We start from the raw sequence: 21126 nt of genomic DNA, 5'->3' as shown, positions 1-21126 counted from the left end.
TTAAAGTTTTTGTAATAAACGAAACCTTTCTGGAATATATTCGTAAATGTAGTATACTTACATTTTAGTAGGTTTTTTTTACCAATAATTTGATGGGGGTTTTATTTTAATGAAGAAGATTATTACATGGGCATTGGCGTTCGTTTTTGCACTATCGTTCGCATTGCCACACGGATCAGCGGCCGCACAATCATCCGCACTAAAGTTAGTAGTAGATGGCGTCGAGGTTACTAGCTACGAGCAACCGTTCATGTCACATGATCAAGTTTTAATTCCGGTGGAAGATTTGTTTAAAGAAGCTGGCTATAAAGTTTCCAAGGACAAATCAGGTAAAGTTAACGTAACAAACACGCATTTGACTGTTGATTTTAACGCAGCTGTAAATTCGATTAAAGTAAACGGCAAGAAAGCGGACACTGAATTCCCTCTTACTTTGAAAAACGCTGGAAACTATGTTTCTGGTGAGTTTTTAGCAACAGTAGAAGGTTTTGAAGTTAACGTTTCTGAAGACAAAAAAACGGTAAACGTTACGACGAACCGTGTAACAGACGTCCCTGCATTTTTAGAAAAAATGCTGGCAGCTGACTTGAAGAGCTATTCTTCAAAAATGACATTGGATCAAAAGATGGAGACATCATCTGAACTGGGTTCAATGGATATGCTGATGGATATTGATATGAACGTGATTCAGGACCCAATTGCAATGTACATGCTCTCTAAGATGACAATGAATCTTGAAGGTGAAAAGACGGAGGATGTTTCCGAAACGTACTTCACTAAAGATGGCTATTTCCAAAAGACTGGCGACAAATGGGTTAAATTTGACGATGCAATGACGGAAGGCCTGCTACAGGCTTCTATCGCACAAGCAGATCCTTTGGCACAGTTGGGATTAATGAAAAAGTTCACTAAAGGCATCCACATCTTTGAATACGAAGATATGTATGTTATGACACAAACGCTAACAAACGAAGAGTTCGGTGAAATCATGGAAGATGCACTGGTACTACTGACAGGTATACTGTCACCTGGTGCTACTGAAGATTCTATTGAAGGTACTGTTGAAGGCACTGAAGTTACAGAAGCTACTGAAGTGGAAGCAGTTGAAGGGGAAGTAACTGAAGAATCAGAAGGAGTAGAAGATATTTTTGCTGACCTTGCTATCAACATCGAAGAATACTACGTTGTCACGACAATTGACAAAAAAACGTTGTTCCCGATTGCAACATCAGGAACTACGCATATGACAATGGGTGTTGATGAAGATTTAATCTCTATCAAACAACTTATTACTGGTACATTCAGCGACTATAATGCGGTGAAAGAAATCAAGATCCCAGCTGATGTTATCAAAAACGCAATCAGCATGGAAGAGTATATTAAACAATTAGAGTTAGAGTTTGAAAAAGCTGAGGCTTTGAAGAAGTAAGTAGATAGGTAGAATTGAAAAAGCGGAACAAGCTCGTAATGAGCTTGTTCCGCTTTTTCTGTGTATATAAAGAGTTTAAATAAAGATTTTCCATCAAATCCGCTTCGGCGCTTAGGGGATGCCTCCCGCCCTAAGCCAAGCAGCTTCGCCGCCAGTCTTATGGCTTCGGCTACCCCTGGTAAGGCGCCTACGCTCAGTAATTACACAGGATTCAATCATTCAACTTGAAATTCAGTTTTTTCACGCAGAAAGAAAATCCACCCAGGTCGCGATAAACTTGGGTGGATTTTCAGATTCATATTATTAACTTCCACTTATGACAAGTAGAGTGTTATTTAAATTGTGTTGAAACTCTTATTGTGTTACTAAGATATTTGCAGGTACTGAAAGTTTATTTCCAGCTACGTCTGTGATATCAAGAGTAGATAGTGCTTTAAGAGAAATTCCTTTTGCAAGCGCAGCGGCATCTAACTCAGTAATCGATATTTCGACTGTTTTAGGAGATGTTGCAAGAATACCTGCATTTACTTCATTAGCAGTACCTTGTGATTTCCCTCCAACTAAAACCTCGAAATCAAGACCTGCAACATCACTTACATTTTCAGAGAAAGTAAGAGTAATTTTGTTAGTAGCAGTCAATTTTGCTGAAGCTACTGTTGGAGCAATATTTTCTTTAAGTGAGACAGTGTTGATGAAATAAGGCTCCATTATTTTAGTAGAACCAAGAGCTTTTACATTCTCAATAGTAATATTACGAGTGCCAGTAAAGTTATTTGAACCTGCTTTAAGATTTAGAACAGCTACTTGAGTAGTAGTAGTTCCAGTTGTTACTGGTTTCAAAGTTACTGACTCAACTACAGCACCATCAATTTTATAGTTAGCTGGATTTGTTGCAGAAGCTCCATCTACAGCTTTGTCAAAAGTAACATTTACTTTGTTATTATCAGCAGCGTCCTGAGCTAAAGTAGATACGGCTACCACTGGATTACTAACAGGAGTTCCGTCTACACCACGAGTGAATGTAACTGCAGTAGTAGCTGCTGTTGTATTCGCATCACTTGTTAATTTAACAAAAGTTAAATCTAGAGTATAAGTTGCTCCTTTAATGTCAGTAGCAGTATCACCCAAGAATGCATCTAATTCAACGCGTACAACTTTTTTGTTACTAGAATCTTTATAAGCTACTTGTGTTGCAGTAAAGTTAGTCGAAGCGCTAGTTACATAGTCTTTTACAAAAGTACCAACTCCGCTAACTTTTGAATCTGCTACTATACCGTCTAGATTAACATTTTTATCAAATGAAAGTTCTAGATATTCTTTGCCATTAGTAGCGTCTTGAACTACAGAACTTGAAACAACCTTAGGAGCGTCCGCGTCTTTAACGAATGTAACTACCTTGCTTGTAGTAGCTCCTACTTCTCCGCTTAAGTCTGAGAATGACGAGATTCCAACTGTTTTAGCTCCATCTAATACACCAGTAGTAGTTACGATGTATTTTGTAGGATCAGTATTATCTTTGACTACAGAACTTACAGCTACACCACCAACCGTTACAGTCGGAGCTGCAGAAAGTTGTTCTGAAAACTTAACTGCAAATTCTTTAGCACTCGTTTGAGTAATTGTAGATACTGTTGGAACAACCCCATCAGCAGCACCTTTAGTTAATGAAGCAGTTGCTGGGTTTGGAGTCATTAAGTTACCGGCTTGGTCTTGTGCTCCGATGAATGTTGCAATAACTTCTTTATTAGCTGCAACGCCGCTACCGATAGTGAAGAGTACTTCAGTATCTCCCGCATTGAATGTAGAAGCAGTTATACCTGTCTCACCTGCAACAACAGTACTTCCATCAGCAAGTTTGTATGAAACAGTTCCAAGTGATTTTAGTGGTTCTGAGAAAGTAACTTTTACTTGTGAAGCAGAAACTCTTTCAGTTCCAAGAATTGTAGGAGCTGTTTTGTCAGCTGCAATTGTAATAGTAGATTCGTATTTATCGAAAGTAGAACCAGTTACTGCTTTCAATCCGTCAACAACAACGTCATAACGTTTTGAAATCACATTTTGAGTTGTGATTTTCAGCGTTTTACCGTCTGCGCTAAGCTCGCCTGCAAGTGTGCCTGAAGGCTGTGTATCTAAAGAACCTAGAGAAACAGTAGCTTTGAACGCACCACTTTTACCATCTGTAAACAATGAAGCTTTATCTACAGCTGCGCTGAATTTAACTTCAACTTGTGTAGCGTTCAATGCATTAACTTCAGTAACAAAGCGATCATCTGCTGCGAAGTCGAATGTCATAGCGATAGTTTTTTCTGCTTTTGCTTCACCTTTAGTAAGTGTCACAGCAAATTCTCCAGCAGTTTTACCAGCTACTACTGTTGCTACTACGTCTTTTTCAGTTACAAGTGAAGTAACATATGTTTGAACTGCCGCTAGTTTGTTAGCATCAGTTGCATAGTTTCCACGAGCAACAGTTACTGCGCCAGCTTTAACTTGTTCAGCTGCTGCATCTACTGCTACTTGATTTTCATCTACTTCAGGTGCTTTAACTGCAGAGAAATCTGTGTTAACTGTTTTGTGTAGGAATGTAGCGAACTGTCCACGAGTTGTCGTGTTTTTCGGGTTGAAAGCTGGTGCAGCCGGGTTCGTGATATCGAAGAAATCAAGAACGTCGATTGCTGTACGAGCTTCAGCTTTCGCTTTCGCTAGATCAGTAACGTCTTTTTTGAACTCTTGTGCTTTAACGAAAGTTACAAGATCCATGTCTTTTACTTGGTCAAATGCGCGAACGATAACAACAGCCATGTTTTCACGAGTGATGTTGTCGCCTGCTAGCAGATTACCGTTACTTCCGTTGAATACGCCATTGTCTTTAACGACTGCAGCATATTGCAATAGTTCATCATTAGATGTTGTTTTCAAGTCATCGAAACGCATCTTAGTTTTGTAGTCTGTTGGTACTTTATAGCCTTCAGATACAAGCCATTTACCCATCAATTTAACAACGTCAGAACGAGTCATTGTTTTGTTTGGCAAGAATGAACCGTCTGGATAGCCAGTGATGACACCTGCATCAGATAGTGCGTCGATTGCTGGTTCGTGCGTGTTACCTTTTGTATCCTTGAAATCTTTCGCGCTTGCTACTGGTGCTACCGCAGACGCTACCAATGCTGCAGATGCAGCACCTACTATAAATTTTTTGTACTTCGCTGATTGATTAATAGACATAAAATAATTTCCTCCTCTTAAAAACTATGGTATCGCTTGTGAATTACCAAATGTTAGTGGTACTGCTTGTGTACCTCTTTGTTGCACCTCTATCGTAGCATGTAGTTTAAAGTCTACCTTGGTCCAATTTATGGGTATAGTTGTTTACTAGAGTAGAAGGTACAAACAGATTAAGCATTACTGGAACAACGTAAATAGGATGAATTAAACTGCAACCGACATCACCTGGGACGAGGAGCGCTTCATTCACCTTATAGTAATCTATACCCGTTAACCGGACGCTTAAAACAGTCTACCATACTTCTATCTTCCAACCCGTCGACTGCCATAGTTAAAAATATGTCTATATAATAGAAGGAACTCATCACAAATCGTAAAACTCATACAAATGCACCACACGAAAGAAGACCATTTCTACTATCGAAATGGTCTTCTTTCTATTTCCCAACAACTTATATCTCGAACTGAATCCCGATACCTTGATCATTCGCTTTTCGATAGACACCCTTTGCAACGGCCAAATCGAAATAGGCCGCACCTACTGATTTGAAGAAAGTAATCTCTTCATCATCCGTACGAGCATCGACCTTTCCAATAACGACATCCATTAACTCCCCGTGAATCTTTTCGAATCCCCAGTCGGGCTCAGTAGCAGCGTGGATCAATTCACCAGCCTCTTCTGTTACACCTTCCAGATCATCAACAACAATTTTACTAGCACGTTGAATGAATTCAAAATCTACTTCCCTCATATGTGGTAAATAGGATCCAACCCCATTAACATGCGTCCCTGGCTTAACATCATTGCCGTTGAAAACTGGTGTAGTAGAGCGAGTGCTGCAACAAATGATATCTGCACGGCGAACTGCTTCTGCTACATCCCTTACACTAGTAATTTGAATTGCTTCGTTAATTCCATATGCTTGAAGCCTTTCACCAAACTTCACCGCTTTTTCTTCTGTCGGATTAACAAGAAGAATCTCTTTGATAGCGCGAACTGCTAGAACACCTAAAACTTGTTCAAATGCCATTCCGCCTGTACCAATAACTGTCAACACAGTTGAGTTCAGCTTTGACAATTTCGCTGTCGCCAATCCACTAAGTGCACCCGTGCGCAATCTTGTCAGATACGATGCATTCATCAATGCTAGATGCTCACCATTTTGTGCATCCGTGACGAGCACGACCCCTTGAGTTGTCGGCTTGCCAACCGCTGGATTGTTCGGGAAAATTGTAACCGTTTTCACAGTAACCACTTCTTCAACTAGATCCGCGCTTGGCATATACAGTGAAGATGCGTTATGCTCTGGAAATTCAACGACTGTCCGTGGCGGATTCTTTATCTTCCCTTCCACCTTAGAACGTAATACCTTTTCGATGTCTACTAATGCTTCTTTCATTCCATACATGGATTGGATTTGTTTTTCATTCAATAAAAGCATGTTTATACCACCTTTTTTTAGTTATGCATCCAATTCTTGACCTTTACGATCTTTAACAGCCCAAACCGCTAACAATGAAACGACTGCTGTAAAGATAATATACAGTGCGACTGGTACATATGAATTGTTGAATTTTAGTAAGAGTGCCGTTGCAACAAGTGGTGCTGTTCCCCCAGCTAACGCTGCACCAATCTGATACCCGAGTGAAATACCTGTATAACGGACTTCTGCCGAGAATATTTCTGATAACATTGTGCCAAGAACTGCAGTAATCGGTGCCCAGATGACGCCTAGTCCAATAACTGTAGCAATTACGAGAAGTGTTACCGAACCTTGCTTCACTAACCAGAAGTATGGGAACGCATACAATGCCATGGCGATTGTACCGAATACATACAATGGCTTTCTACCAACACGGTCAGATAATGCTCCCATAATTGGGATTAAAATCGTTGTAACAATTGTTCCGACCATAACCGCTCCCAGTGTTGCGGTCCGAGTGAAACCAAGATTTGTCGTTGCATAAGATACGACAAACGTACTGAAAATATAAAATGGTGCAGTTTCAACAACTTTTGCGCCAATTGCGATAAGTACTTCGCGCCAGTGATATTTAAGCGTATGGAATAGCGGTACTTTCGGAATATCCCCTTTTTCCTGTACTGCCTTAAACGACGGTGTTTCGTCAATTCCTTTACGAATCCATAATCCAAACACGACAAGCAATGCACTTAAGATGAACGGAACGCGCCATCCCCATGTCATAAATGAATCTTCTGGAAGAAGTGTCATAATCGAAAGTGCAATTGTTCCAAGTAGCATCCCAATTGTAATTCCCATTTGTGGTACACTTCCATAAAGTCCACGTTTTTCTTTTGGTGCATATTCGACAGCGAGCAGTAATGCTCCACCCCATTCTCCGCCGATACCTAATCCTTGGATCAAGCGTAGTGTAATCAGTAGAATCGGTGCCCAAATTCCGATTGCTTGGTATGTTGGCAATAGCCCCATCCCGAATGTTGCAACCCCCATCAACGTTAGTGTTATGACAAGTGTTTTCTTTCTTCCAATCCGGTCACCAATATGACTAAAAATGATTCCCCCAAACGGACGTATGAAAAACGCGAGTGCAAACGATGCATATGCTAGCAACAGCCCAACTGACGGGTCTTCTGTAACAAAGAATACTTGATTAAAAACGAGTGCCGCTACCGTTCCATACAAAAAGTAATCGAACCACTCGATGGAACTCCCTATGAGACTCGCAAGCAAGACTCGATTCATCTTTTTCTTTTCCATACCAAACTCCCCTTTGTTTGCTAAGTGAATTGAAGTGACACTTCAATTTGTATTAATTCCATCATAATGATACTATAATATTCTGTCAACGTTTATTTTAAGGAGTGTTTAGATGCAAGATAGTACTTTGGGTATTAAAATAAAGGAAATTCGAACAAAAAGACGTTTGACATTGAAAGTCCTTGCCGAAATGACTGGGTTTTCCATTAGCTTTTTATCTCAATTGGAACGAGGGAAATCTTCAGCAACACTGGAGTCACTTAAAAAGATTTCCATTGCTCTCGAAGTGAATCCAAGTACCTTTTTCCTCGACCCAAATGAAGAAAAAGAAGTAGTTCATCGGAATTCAGCCGTTCCTATCCAGATGAAAGAACATGATATTTATTACAAAGACTTGAGCGGTGAAATTAATCAACCAGCTTTCACTCCACTTCTTGTTGTCATGAAACCTAATCAAAATGAAGGTGATCCCATCACCCATAAAGGGCAGGAATTCTTATATGTTCTTGAGGGGCAATTGACTGTACAAATCGGGGAGAATCTACATACACTCGATGCCTTCGACTCCATTATGGTCGATTCACGCGACCTCCATTATTGGTATAATTATACTGATAGCGATGTGCGTTTTTTATGTATTTCCTATGATGAGAAATAGGACAGTTATCCTCCAACCAGTAATTGGTCGGAGGATAACTGTCCTATTCTATGCGATTCCCACCAACAAAATAGCGTGTACTTGCCGTTCAAACTTTCATGCTTCTGTTGGCCTTAAGTAAGTGACCGCCATCATGCTCCACTCCAGTCAGCTTTAAATGACTCCAACAGAATCTCCGCATCAAGTATTACTCGTTCTTTTTCACTCAGCCATTGCATCGCTTCTTTCGTAAACTCTCTCGATTGTTCAAGTGAATCTTTCATCGTTTCCGCAGAAGGTCCGCCGTAGATAGTTCGTATAGCGACAAAATGTTGCGGACGTAACGTTGTATAGAAATCCTCTTCAGTGAGTAGTAAATCTTTATTCAAAACTAGCTGTGCCTGGTCATTCGCCAGTTGCCACGTAAGGCTCATCAACGATTCCTCGCCCGCCACTACCAAGGCCTTCACACAATTACTAACGATTAGATGGGATTGCCTAAAACTAATCTTCTCCGAACGCACCAATGTATCCGCCAGTTCAGTCACGTTTGCAAAACTATTTTCCGCCCGTTCAAGCAACTTTTTCTTATTCACTTTCATGGTGAGAACGACACTGCCGAACAATTGGTAGATTCCAATCAGCCGATCAATCGCTTTCCACAAGAACGGCTGCATATCATCTTCCGTATCCACAATATCTCCGAACGGCGTGTTGTGTACCATCGTCAACACCGTATTCGTATCACCAACAACCGCTGACAATAAAGAACGCATATGTTCAATCGAAACCGGATTGCGTTTTTGCGGCATGATTGAACTTATTTGGACATATGGATCAGCCAATGTGAAAACATTAAACTCCTGCGTCGCCCATGTTAGAAAGTCTTGAACAGTACGCCCCAAATTTAACGCGGACAACTGGACTGCACTCGCCGATTCCGTAATATAATCTGCGCCTGCCACCGCATCCCATGAATTCTCGATAATATCGTCAAACGCTAGCAACTCCCGCATTCGTTCACGACTGATTGCAAAACCCGTTGTCGTCAGTGCAGCAGCTCCCATACTGCTTCGATTTACCGTTCCAAACGCCGACTGAACGCGCTTGAAATCTCTGCCTAGTTGATCAATAACGGCCTTTAAATAATGAGCGAGCGTTGTCGGTTGCGCTTGTTGTGTATGCGTATAACCAATCATCACCGTATCGACATGCTCTTCACAAAAGGCAATCAGTGCATCTTTCAACGCTATCATCTCACTCATTAATTCTAGTAACTTTTTACGAAGCGTCATCCGATAAATGGCGATTCCCATATCGTTTCGGCTTCGTGCGATATGCAAATTTCCCGCAATCTCCCCCGCGTCTTCAATCAAATCATGCTCGATGCGAAAAAAAAGATCCTCAAACAGCGGATTGTAATGGTCCGTACTGTAATAATCGACATCGAGTGTCTGGATCGCTTTGCCAATCGTCAACGCATCCGCCTGACTGACAATACCTTGCTCTTCCAACATTTTTAAATGTGCGGTATGGATCTGGATCATTGAATGTAAAAAGTACTTCTTCGCTTCATCATAAGCAGGTTGCAAAACCATTTCCCGATAGGTCTTGGACGGGAACTCTTCCCCTTCAAGCGCATTGATGCGATCCTTGAAGTTCCTGATCACGAGGTATTCCACCTTTCATTCGGAAGTAAGTAATTAAATTGCCGAACCAGCAGTTCCTTTCGACAACCTCTCAGAAATCGTCAATACAATCAGAATTAAAACAATTTGCAGCACGCCGTATGCACAGGCCGTACCAAATTTGAACGCGTACATCTTTTGGAAGATTGCGACAGATAAAGGCATCGTCGACGTACTATAAATGAGAATTGACGCCACAAATTCCCCGATACTTTGAACGAATGCAAGAAGTGTTCCCGCTAAAATCCCTGTCAATGTCAATGGTAGAACTATTTTTCGAAACGTCATCCACCAACCAGCGCCAAGACTCCTAGAAGCCTCCTCTATTGATTGGTCCATCTGCATTAACGACGCTGATGTCGAGCGGAAAACGAGTGGCAAATGGCGAATGAAATAAGCGAGTGGCAATATCCAAAACGTCCCAATCAAAACTTGATTGAAAGCGAAAATATTTTCTTCACTGAATGCTGCAATCAAGTTCACTGCTACGACGGTACCAGGAAGTGCCCACGGAACCATGATTAATATATCAAGCAAAGTCTTCCCTTTAAAATTAAGCCTTACCATCGCATATGCCGCCGCAACGCCAAATATGATGTTACCAAGCGTTGCGACAAAGCCCATTTGCAGCGAGTTCCAAATCGGTCGCCACGTCCGTTCATCCGTAAATAATGAAATATAATGATCAAATGTATACGCCGGCGGCAACACTTGGGTCGTCCACGTACCATCCACAGATAACGATATGAGAATGAGCGTCAAAATTGGCAATAACAAGATGATAACGCCAGCAACAGATAGAACGATGGAAACCACTTTCATGGCCTTTGATTTCACTTCCGAACGATGGACACTAATTCCTTTGCTCAAGTTTTGGTAATTACGCTTATTTTGGTACCATCTCATGATGATTAAAAATGAAATGGATACAAATGATAATATCGTTGATTGCGTAGCGGCCATATCCAAGTTGCCATTCGTCCTCGATAAATAGATTTGCATCGTCATCGTCCGCTCCACCCCAAAAATAAGCGGTGCAGTGTAGGACGCCATTGAAATCATAAACACGAGAAGTGCCGCGGCCACAATCGACGGTGTCAGCATTGGTAAAATAACTTTTCGCCATATCCGCAGTCTGCTTGCACCTAGGTTTGTCGCCGCTTCTTCGAGTGACGGATCGAGCCCTTTAATCGCCGCCGAAGCTGTCAAATAGAAGTACGTATACATCGTAAACGTATGGACCACAATAACGCCCCATACCCCTTTTAACTTGAAAGGTACTTGCTCTAAATTGAATAAATGCTGAATACCACGTGGAATAATACCACTTTCTCCATACAAAAATGTGAATGACAGCACACCGACAAGCGGTGGCAACGCCATGGGTACTAGCACGAGAATGGATAACACACGACGCCCTGGAAAGTCATAGCGCTCAAGTAAAAAAGCCATCAACACGCCGACAATTGCGCATGTAATAACACTAATAACCGAAATGTACACACTCGTCCAGAGTGCTTCCAGATTGGCTGTACTTTCTAAACTGAAAAACTTTTTATAATTATTCAGCCCTGTTTCACTGCCGAAACTTTGAATGAACGACTGGTAAAATGGAAAAATAACATATCCAAATAAAATGAGGAACAATGGTGAAATCAGGACATAAATGAAGGAAGGGGACCGTGTAATACGCGCCCATAAGCTATCTTGTGACGACTGGAATGGTTGTTTTTTCACTTGCAAGCCCCCTATTCCCCAAGAAAGTAAAGGCTGCGAGATGGGATAGATAACTGGATGGAATCCCCTATTTGCAACAGTTTTCCGCCTGTATTAATAATCATCACCTTAAGCGTAACCCCCGGAACTTTCACACTATAATTGACGCTTAGTCCAGTGAATTCAACAAATGTAATTTCTCCGGTCAGTGTGTTTTCCCCGTCACCTTGAAGTATTGATTCTGGACGAATTGACACATGGATTGTTTCCCCTTTATTCATCGGCGCTAGCGGAGAACTGTTGCTAAGAAGTCCTGACAGCTTGACACCATGTTCATTTCTCACAATAACTTTTTCACCATCAATTGACATGACGGTCATTTCTAGCGTATTCGATTCGCCAATGAATGATGATACGAACCTATTGACTGGACGATTGTAAATTTCCTGCGGCGTACCAATCTGTTGTACATAGCCGTTTTCCATCACCATAATGCGGTCAGACATCGCCATCGCTTCCGTCTGATCATGAGTAACATAGACCGTCGTCACACCAAGTTCCGCTTGCAGCCGTTTTATTTCAATACGGGTTTCTTCGCGCAGCTTGGCGTCCAAATTCGATAACGGTTCATCCAACAGCAAAATATCCGGTTTAATGACAAGCGCCCGAGCCAATGCGACACGTTGCTGTTGACCACCCGAAAGTTCATTGATTTTCCGTTCGCCATATTGTTCAAGCCGCACAAGGCCTCTCACTTCATCTACTTTTTCACTTATAGCCTGTTTCGAAAACTTTCTCACTTCTAAGCCAAACGCAATATTTTCATTCACCGTCATATGTGGAAAGAGCGCATAGTTCTGGAACACCATGCCAATGTCCCGCTTATTCGGCTGCAACCTGGTTACGTCACGTTCATCGAAAAAAATCTTCCCATCCGTTGGGTAATAAAATCCGGCAATCATCCGGAGCGTCGTCGTCTTTCCGCATCCGCTCGGTCCAAGAAATGTGAAAAACTCGCCAGGCTGTATGTCGATATTCAACTCTTTTACGCCGTGAACTTTTCCGAACGTCTTTGTTATATCTTGTAATCGAACACCCTTCATCCCGTCACCCCTTTTGTTCCAATCTATCTATATTGAAAAAATGAATACTTATATCAAATTAGCGAAGGCGCCTTCCAAGGGGTCGCCGAAGCCCTAAGACTGGCGGCGAAGCTGCTTGGCTTAGGGCGGGAGGCATCCCCGAGCGCCGTAGCGAATTCAATGGGATTCTTTATTTCAACACATATAGTCACTATGTAATGGAAAGACCTCGAGAGTAATAACCCGAGGCCCTGCTTGCCGCGCTGATAAAAGAATAATTACTTCCCTTTTCCTTTGATGTTCGAATCCCAATGCTCCATCCATTCCGCTTCTTTGTCAGCCATCACTTCCCAATCGATATCAAGTGCCTTCAGGTCAAGTTCCTGGTACCATTCAGGCATATCTTCTTTGGCAATATCCGAGCGTGTCGGAATCTGATACAATTCTTCTGCAAGTTCTGCACGCACTTCTGGGTCAAAGAGGAATTCGTAGAACAGCTTCGCATTCGCTTCGTTTTTTGCTTCATTGACAATACCGACCGCGTCTACCAGAATCGGCGCGCCACTCTTCGGATAAATATAGTCAAATGGCTGGTTGTTCAACTTGCTTTGCAACAGGATATCTTGCAAATTCCACAACGAAACAATTCCTTCTTGGCGAACCAACTTCAAATAAAGATTTGTCGGATCTTGTGCGTAATCTTTCGTGTTAGCATCTAGGCCTTTAAGCCATTCATAGCCTTTTTCAGGATCATCCGCACCTTGACGATAAATCATTGATGAGTAAATTGTACGCATCGTCCCAGAAGCTAGAACACCTCGGATAACGATTTTATCTTTCCATTCTGGCTTCAACAAATCATCCCAATCTTGCGGACCCGTCTCCGGCGTTAATACATCGCTATTGATCATAATGACTTCCGGCAACAGCATCTCCCCGTACCATCTGCCTTCAGCATCTTTATAGTCGGCCGCAATCGCATCATCAAATGAAGGCTTGAATGGCATAAGTAGATCCTCATTCGCCGCCACCATCATTGCGGATTGTGTCCCACCCCACCAGAAGTCTGCTTGAGGATTCGCTTTCTCACCGCGGACACGCTCAAGAATTTGTTGTGCCCCCATCGTCAAATTATCGACTTGAATGTCAGGGTATTTTTCATTAAACATCCCAACGACCTTCTCAACAACGCTTTCATCGCGCCCTGTGTAAATAACGAGCTTGCCTGAAGCGCCTTCTTCTTTCACTACATCATCTTCCTTTTTAGTGTCGCTTTCCCCTTTGTCATTACCACACGCAGCCGCAACAAGGAGAAACAGAACGAGCAACATACTAAATAGACCTTTTTTCTTCAATCAAAAAACCCCCTTTTGATTATATAAACGATTGCAAGGTACCCAGGAATTAGTTAGTACTCTGTTACTATATGGTCCCTCAACTAGATATGTTTTCATTAATTGTAAAATGGAAACTCGTTCTAGTCAAACTTATTTGTCTATTTGCAATAATCAACCATATATGCGCAGTCATTTTCATAAAGCAAAAAAACCTATTCACACAGTCATGTATGAATAGATTCCTTTTCACTGGATCATTTCCGGTTCGCTTTCGGCGAACTATTCATGACAGATTTACTGAGGGGTCCTAGTGTGGCTAAAAGTGACGGAGTCACTTTTAGCCACACTTCTTTCAGTAATCCTGTTGCGAATAGTTGCCTGTCGCGATCCTACAATTTCCAAGTGAAAAATGCAGTTGTTTTGGAAGATAAGAGTAGATGATATTCTATACAGCGTGTAAGTGCCCGAAGATGCAATTTCGGGCACTCTTGCACGTTGTACAATGTGCATCTTGCTTACTTCTTGTAAAGCTTATGCATCTAATTATGTGATGTCTACTAGAATGCGACACTTCTTTAATAAAGAAAGGAAAATCCATAGAGAAAGTTTCAGCCGCCAAAATTGCATCTTTGGCGGCTTTTCTCCAGCTAAGGAGCCCACTATTCTTTCGTCCCAAAAAGCTTGAGCACTTCGTGTATCTGTGTTTTTGAAGAGCGACGGATGAAGGACCACCATACGATTACCGAAAAGACTGTGTAGGGATGCGACAAAGCCGCATTCCTACACGCCCAGACATCTCGGTAATCTTATAGAAGTCATTCAATCCAAAGCGAATCCAAAACAACTATACACGTAGCGCCCAGTAGGTGATCATGTTATTCACTGGTTTGGTTAATCAACAGACGTGCTTTTTTATTTCAGTTCATTCAAACGGATAAGCGTAAACGGTATTTCCCATCCGTCCGGTAGTCGTCACCGCCTGTGATAATGAATTTAAAATCGCTTCCTCTGTAACATCTGACGCGGCAGAGAAGAGGTCATTCATAATCGGATGATCTTCTCTAAGCTCTAGCCTTGTTTCGATAGTATCCGTAGTGAAATGTGGTATTTTATGAGCTGTCGAAAAAGCAATAACAATGTCACCACTGCCATTACTAAAATGACTGCCCGTTCTCCCCAGTCCGATACCACATCTTTTAGCGACCCGCCTTAACTGCCTGCTGCCCAGCGGTGCATCTGTAGCCAAGACAATCATGATGGATCCATCTGCTGGTTTAGGATAGGTAGGCACATCCTGATTGTCACTCAGTTTGTATCTGTCAATTTGAAAATCTTCTTTCCGCCCGAAGTTACTAAGAACTAAACAACCAATTGTATAGGTCTTTCCACTTGCGTCGTCTTTGATAATTCGTGAGGAAGAGCCGATTCCGCCCTTATAACCAAAACAAATCATGCCTTTTCCAGCTCCAACCGCCCCCTCTAGGGAAGCATCAGTAGAAGCCCCTTTAATAGAAGCAACCGCGTGACTTGGTTGAATCGGCAGCTCACGAATTGAGTTTAGCCTGCTGTCATTGCATTCCCCAACAACCAAATTAATGGTTCCCGTTGTATCGCCAATCTCAGGATTTTGTTCTAACATATAGTGGAGCGTCCCTTGTGTTACCGCGGAAACCCCAAATGTATTGGTCAGCATAATCGGAGACTCAATTAGCCCTAATTCATCGACTTGGACGAGCCCTGTTGTTTTTCCGAAACCGTTCAATACATAGCTCGCGCCCACTACCTTATTCATAAACAGATTATCACCATGCGGTAGAATAGCCGTCACACCTGTAGCAGCGTATTCATCCCCCTGCAATGGATTGTCCAGTGTGACATGTCCTACTTTCACACCCTCTACATCCGTCATACAATTCTTGACCCCGACCGGAAAACGACCAATCGTAATACCTCTAGCTCTAATTTTTTGGGGTTCTTGTGGCTTCAATTTTATTCACTCCAAGTAGTCGTGTTTTTTAGATGGGTGGCTAGTTTAAGATACGGACTCGCAATCATGATTGAACTTCGAATCAATTGATAGTGCTTCCATCACACCCCGTGTAAATAACGGGCTTGCCTAAAGCGCCTTCTTCTTTCGCATGTCATAGTCTTATTTTGTACCATTAGCCTTTCATTATCTGAACTAGTGCTATGTACCAAATTGTTAGCGTTTCACGGCAGTCCCATAAATTTATTTCAGTATAAATATAAAATCCCCAAACCGAGTGATTCAATTAGGGGATTTTGATAATTTAACGCCTTATAAGGAAGCTTGCCATCCGCCATCTACATATACAGTATGACCATTAACATAATTAGATGCATTAGAGGCTAGATATATTGCCGTTCCTATTAACTCTTCTGGGTTTCCCCATCTCTGTAATGGAACTTCAGCCTTTACCCAACTATCAAATGTAGTATCACTTGCAAGTGACTCCGTTAAATCAGTTAGAAAATAGCCAGGTCCAATAGCGTTAGTTTGAATGTTATATTTTCCCCATTCAGTTGCCATCGCTTTCGTCAGCATTTTCAATCCGCCTTTCGCGGCACAATAATTCGCAATACCTGGTCTTGCAGCCTCTGCATTCAATGAAGTTATGTGAATAACTTTTCCTTTTAATCTTAATTTCATATACTTGAACACACACTGCGAAACATAGAAGGCCGAACTTAAATTAACATTGATGACTGTTTCCCAATCTTCTTCTGTAAGTTCTTCAAGAGGTGCACGGCGCTGTATTCCCGCGTTATTTATTAATACATCAATTGGCCCAACTGTCTCTTCAATATGTTGAATTCCTTTTTTTACTGCTTGTTGATCCCTAACATCAAAAGCATAGCTAAACGCACGTTTACCTAATTGAGCAGCTACTTCTCTTGTTTTTTCAGGGTCTCTCCCATTGATAATGACTTTTGCTCCGACATCCAAAAATCCTTTTGCTAGAGCGTAACCTATTCCTTTAGTTGAACCAGTAATTAAAATAATCTTGTCTTTTACATCAAAGAGATTCCGCATTGTACATCCCCACATCTCTCTACTTTATTTCGATTCAATGACTTTCACTTCTGTTTCACCCGCAAGAATCACTATATCTGTCATTCCTATGAATAAACCAGTCTCAACAACTCCGACCATTTCTTTTAATTCTTGATGAAGTTTTACAGGATTCGGTATCGAATCGAACTTACAATCGATGATATAATTTCCGTTATCGGAAACGAAACTTACCCCTTCTCTAATTCTTAAAACAGGATTGCATCCGAGTTGTGCAATTTTCATTACGGTTACTTCCCAGCCAAATTGAAGAATTTCTACCGGCAAAGGAGCCTTCCCCAATTGAGAAACCAATTTAGATTCATCAGCAATAATAATTAACTTTGTAGAATTAGCATCGATAATCTTCTCCCGAACCAATGATCCACCGCCGCCTTTTGAAAGGTTAAACTGTAGATCAATTTCATTAGCACCATCTATAGACAAATCGAGTAGTTGAACTTCCGAAAAATCGGTAAGTGGAATTCCAAATTCTCGGGCCCATGCTTCTGTTCGGATGGAAGAAGGAATTCCCTTAACATTCATGCCTTGCTCAACCATTTCTCCAAGTTTTTTCAGCATCCAATATACTGTAGAGCCTGAACCAAGCCCTATTGTCATTCCATCTTTGATATATTCTGCGGCTTTTTCACCTGCTATTTTTTTCTGTATATCTCTTTTTTGTTCATCCACCTGATTCACCTCTACTTCCCATTAACAAATACCTTTGAACAAATCACTGATTACTACTACTACTACTACTACTACTACTACTACTATTACTATTACTATAAATAATGACTAGCTTACGGAAATAAGTACTGTAGGCTACTTCCTTTTTTCTGTTACCTCACTAAGATGTAAAGGGCGATCATGTTTCCATTAAACGCTTTCATGGATTTATAATACTCGATAAGTTTTTCGTTATTTAATAATCGGGTCACTTATTTTACTTCTACCGCAACTTTTCCTTGTACTTTTACTGGGTTATTCAAGATTCCAATTTCAGGAATCTCAATTTCAATCCGATCATTATCGGCAAGTGTAAAATCATTGGGAGGAACGATGCACGTGCCCGTCAGTAAGACTGTACCAGCGAAAACGTCATTGTCGAGAACCAAGTATGATACGAGTTCATCTAATTTCCGTTTTAGTTGATTTACTTGCGCTTCCCCCTCAAATACTTTTTCATTGTTTCTAAAAATACGGCAAATTATAGTCAAGTCATATGGATTTTCAACTGCATCTTTCAACAGGATGGCTGGGCCTATAGCGCATGAGTTTTTCCATATTTTAGCTTGCGGTAGGTAAAGTGGGTTTTCTCCTTCAATATCGCGGCAGCTCATGTCATTTCCCGCAATATAGCCAAGTATAGTTCCATCTGAATCAATAACTAGACCAAGTTCTGGTTCCGGAATTTGCCAGTTAGAATCGGAACGCAAATAAACAGGTTCGTTTGGTCCGACTGTTCTAGCCGCTGTAGATTTAAAGAATATTTCTGGACGTTCAGCATCGTACACTTTATCGTAAAATGTTTGGCTATCTAATTTTCCTTGAGTCGCCTCATAATTACGGGCCTCTTTACTTTTCTCATATGTAACGCCGGCTGCCCATACTTCGGGTGCATCGATTGGTGTTGTCAGCGTCACTTGTTCCAACTCTTTTTCATCCTTGGCTTTAAAGATAATATCCGATACAACTTGAAGTGCTGTTTGCCCTTGTTCATTAGCTTGTTGAACCAATGACATAAAATCTTCATATGGTAAATCGAATACCTTATTTTCATTGCTAACGGCAGCCAATTGTTTTTGGTTTTGATTATTTATATAACGAATAATTCTCATCAATAATTCCCCCTATATTTAAGTATTAATTTCATCGACTAAATCTATAAATAACCCTATTTCCAAACCAATGTTTTAACTCTTTACTGTGAGGTAATTGTCTGCTTTTTATCCTTCGGGAATAACACATCTTTTCGGTAATCTAATTGGGCCTCTTCAGCCACAATAATTGGGACTACCCCATTTGCTGCATCGGTATGCCCTACAATCCGGTTGCTAGCCGCGACGGATCGTTGACGTTTCAACATTTTCCCAAGTCGTTCTTGGGCTAGGTGACTTCTGCTATCCCGAATAGTATCAAATGAAAATGATAATGTTCCTTCATTAAATTTATCCGCATCAATAAAGTTAACTTGGTTTCCTATTAAGTCCAAATATAACAGGTCTCCCGTTTGCAAATAGAGGATCCCCCCATCTTCAATTGCTTCTGGAGTCATATGACCAATTGCCGCACCATATGTAACTCCCGAGTAACGACCATCACTAATGAGTACTGCCAGTCGTTTGAGTTTACGGTTAGCGTTTATATGTTGCATCGGTGTGAAAATTTCAGGCATTCCAAATGCGATTGGCCCTTGTCCTGCTATAGTAATTGCGATTTTCATAATATGTTTATCTACCATGACGTCGAATAATTCCTCGTAATCAAGGTCTTTATTTTCCTCATACTTATCTGGAGCATTCACATTCAACATTGACAATAAGTTTTCATAACTGAAACATTTTTCTGTTTTCAACTTGGATAGTAATTCAAAATCTAATAGACCATTATTCGCGTCATCTTCATTTGTATAATATAAAACAAATGCAACTTTCTTATCAAATTGATTCAATTGCTGAGTTGGCATCCCACTAATTTTCACAACGGCACTTTCAAAAAAATTACCAGTGAGGACATCTACTCCACTAAACGATCTACGCGGTGTGGATAAGATAACAGGGTTCTCAGTTACATTGTCAGCCGATAATCCATTTCCGTCCTGGAGTCTTTCTTTCCATGTTTGACCCGTTACCGTTGGAGCATCCACATCCATAGGTACACCGTTCTCTAATAGTTCGTAGAACAATGATTCCATTCCTTTGCTATCGCCGTCACAACATTGCATTGCTAGCGAGAAGATATCACGACCTTCTGTTAGGCTATAATTAAATAAGTCTGGGACTGGATGGGAATGATGAATATCATTCAAATCTTGAAGACTAAATTTATATCCGCCATATAGCATTCCAGCAACAATATGCATTATTAAATTGGTAGAACCGCCTGAAGAGCTGTGGATACGGATTGCATTCCGTATATTTGTAGCCATAATGTTTGCAACACCAAATACTGGATCATTGATCATTTTAGCTAAACTGTCTACACCTTCGTTTACTTGCGCCTGGTTAGGTGCGCTCGTTAGTAATTCAAGTGTTGGATGTACAAGCCCCATACCTGCAACTAAATGCCGAGAACTATTCCCAGTTCCATTAAACGCACACACACCACCGCTACCGTCACAAGTCGCTATAGCCAAGCGTTTTTCATAATCTTTGTGGGCCTCTTTAGACACAATGCCTCTTTCAACAGCACGTTGTAACACTCCTTGAAAGGCAGTGTTAGATGTGCATTGTAAAATATAATCCATTGCATCTCTTAAATCATCCGCAATATCAGTAGCACCTAATTCTATTGCCTTTTCCGCCAATTGATTAAACTCAATCATTAAATCTTCTGGAATAGTTCCGCCTTGCAAAACATGTGCAGGGGCAAAAGTCGCGAAGAAAGGAGCTTCACCCCGATATTGTCGGAGACGGTCTAAATGCGCCAACGCACTTACAACACCTAAAGGTTGCTTATCACATCCTTGCAAAACAAATGCGCCGTGATAACTGTGAGCCTCTAATTGGTTCACTACCATTTGCGCCACTGCATTTCTGCTTTGCAAGGAATAACTCATCCCTTGGTTACTTTGAGCAGTTCCGTCACACATTACAGGCGTGGAAAAGTAAAAGGGCACCCCACCATTTTGCCATATCCGAATAGCAGCATGTGATGATGTTTTATAATCCATAATATGGGCTGGATGATCAGCCGATCCGCCAATTATTGCGATTCGCGGTGCATTTTCTTCCAAACGATTATATATTTCATCTAACGACCAGTCTGGCGTTCCCCCTATATACTCTGCGCCTAAAATCAGCTTTGCTCTATCTAGTATTCCCGCGACCGTTATTGGTTCATTAGCTTTCCCCTGAACATTATCTCTATATGGATTGATAGAGTTTGTGATTTTTGGAAATTGAACTGACATAGTAAAAACTCCTTTCTCTCAGTTGAAGGAATACTCTGTTATATATTTCCGTAAAGCTCCTAA

14 protein-coding genes are annotated in these 21126 nt (G+C 41.2%); 2 read left to right on the top strand and 12 right to left on the bottom strand.

What is annotated here, in order from left to right:
• Nucleotides 1-109: 109 nt before the first annotated feature.
• Nucleotides 110-1429, top strand: a complete 1320-nt coding sequence (locus I2484_RS14915) for a DUF6612 family protein (protein ID WP_207151837.1) — start codon at nucleotides 110-112, stop codon at nucleotides 1427-1429.
• Nucleotides 1430-1783: 354 nt separating this feature from the next.
• On the opposite strand, the gene I2484_RS14910 is transcribed toward I2484_RS14915, so the two are convergent.
• From I2484_RS14910 to I2484_RS14900, 3 genes are all read right to left on the bottom strand, one after another.
• Nucleotides 1784-4651: an S-layer homology domain-containing protein gene (locus tag I2484_RS14910; RefSeq protein ID WP_207151836.1), complete on the bottom strand. Its 2868-nt coding sequence runs from the start codon at nucleotides 4649-4651 to the stop codon at nucleotides 1784-1786.
• Nucleotides 4652-5103: 452 nt separating this feature from the next.
• Complete coding sequence (locus tag I2484_RS14905) at nucleotides 5104-6093, bottom strand: ornithine cyclodeaminase family protein (RefSeq protein WP_207151835.1); 990 nt, start codon at nucleotides 6091-6093, stop codon at nucleotides 5104-5106.
• Nucleotides 6094-6114: 21 nt separating this feature from the next.
• Nucleotides 6115-7392 (bottom strand): MFS transporter, encoded by a 1278-nt coding sequence (locus I2484_RS14900; protein WP_207151834.1) that lies wholly within the window; start codon nucleotides 7390-7392, stop codon nucleotides 6115-6117.
• 112 nt (nucleotides 7393-7504) lie between these two features.
• Here I2484_RS14900 and I2484_RS14895 point away from each other — a divergent pair, with 112 nt between their 5' ends.
• Nucleotides 7505-8050 (top strand): helix-turn-helix domain-containing protein, encoded by a 546-nt coding sequence (locus I2484_RS14895; protein WP_207151833.1) that lies wholly within the window; start codon nucleotides 7505-7507, stop codon nucleotides 8048-8050.
• A gap of 131 nt (nucleotides 8051-8181) precedes the next feature.
• Here I2484_RS14895 and argH read toward each other — a convergent pair whose 3' ends face one another.
• From argH to I2484_RS14850, 9 genes are all read right to left on the bottom strand, one after another.
• A complete protein-coding gene (gene argH / locus I2484_RS14890) occupies nucleotides 8182-9699 on the bottom strand; it encodes an argininosuccinate lyase (protein WP_346014200.1) in 1518 nt (505 codons plus the stop codon).
• Nucleotides 9700-9732: 33 nt separating this feature from the next.
• The gene (locus tag I2484_RS14885; RefSeq protein ID WP_207151832.1) at nucleotides 9733-11454 is read right to left on the bottom strand and encodes an ABC transporter permease subunit; all 1722 of its coding nucleotides are present in this window, start codon (nucleotides 11452-11454) and stop codon (nucleotides 9733-9735) included.
• Between the two features lie 11 nt (nucleotides 11455-11465).
• Nucleotides 11466-12536 carry an ABC transporter ATP-binding protein gene (locus I2484_RS14880; protein ID WP_207151831.1) on the bottom strand — a complete coding sequence of 357 codons (1071 nt, stop codon included), beginning with the start codon at nucleotides 12534-12536 and terminating at the stop codon, nucleotides 11466-11468.
• A gap of 257 nt (nucleotides 12537-12793) precedes the next feature.
• The gene (locus tag I2484_RS14875) at nucleotides 12794-13846 is read right to left on the bottom strand and encodes an extracellular solute-binding protein (protein ID WP_207151845.1); all 1053 of its coding nucleotides are present in this window, start codon (nucleotides 13844-13846) and stop codon (nucleotides 12794-12796) included.
• A 928-nt stretch (nucleotides 13847-14774) separates the two neighbouring features.
• Nucleotides 14775-15761, bottom strand: coding sequence for a DmpA family aminopeptidase (locus I2484_RS14870; protein ID WP_207151844.1), 987 nt, complete (start codon nucleotides 15759-15761; stop codon nucleotides 14775-14777).
• Nucleotides 15762-16151: 390 nt separating this feature from the next.
• Entirely contained in the window at nucleotides 16152-16907 is a 756-nt protein-coding gene (locus I2484_RS14865; protein ID WP_207151830.1) for an SDR family oxidoreductase, read from the bottom strand.
• A 24-nt stretch (nucleotides 16908-16931) separates the two neighbouring features.
• Nucleotides 16932-17618, bottom strand: a complete 687-nt coding sequence (gene rpiA / locus I2484_RS14860; protein WP_207151829.1) for a ribose-5-phosphate isomerase RpiA — start codon at nucleotides 17616-17618, stop codon at nucleotides 16932-16934.
• A 251-nt stretch (nucleotides 17619-17869) separates the two neighbouring features.
• Nucleotides 17870-18769 carry a fumarylacetoacetate hydrolase family protein gene (locus I2484_RS14855; protein ID WP_207151828.1) on the bottom strand — a complete coding sequence of 300 codons (900 nt, stop codon included), beginning with the start codon at nucleotides 18767-18769 and terminating at the stop codon, nucleotides 17870-17872.
• A gap of 83 nt (nucleotides 18770-18852) precedes the next feature.
• A complete protein-coding gene (locus I2484_RS14850) occupies nucleotides 18853-21063 on the bottom strand; it encodes a dihydroxy-acid dehydratase domain-containing protein (RefSeq protein ID WP_207151827.1) in 2211 nt (736 codons plus the stop codon).
• Nucleotides 21064-21126: the final 63 nt, after the last annotated feature.

The organism is Sporosarcina sp. E16_8 (genome assembly GCF_017347095.1).
Lineage (GTDB): Bacteria > Bacillota > Bacilli > Bacillales_A > Planococcaceae > Sporosarcina.
Note: the sequence above shows the minus strand (reverse complement) of the source record. Positions and strands in the feature narration are given on the sequence as shown.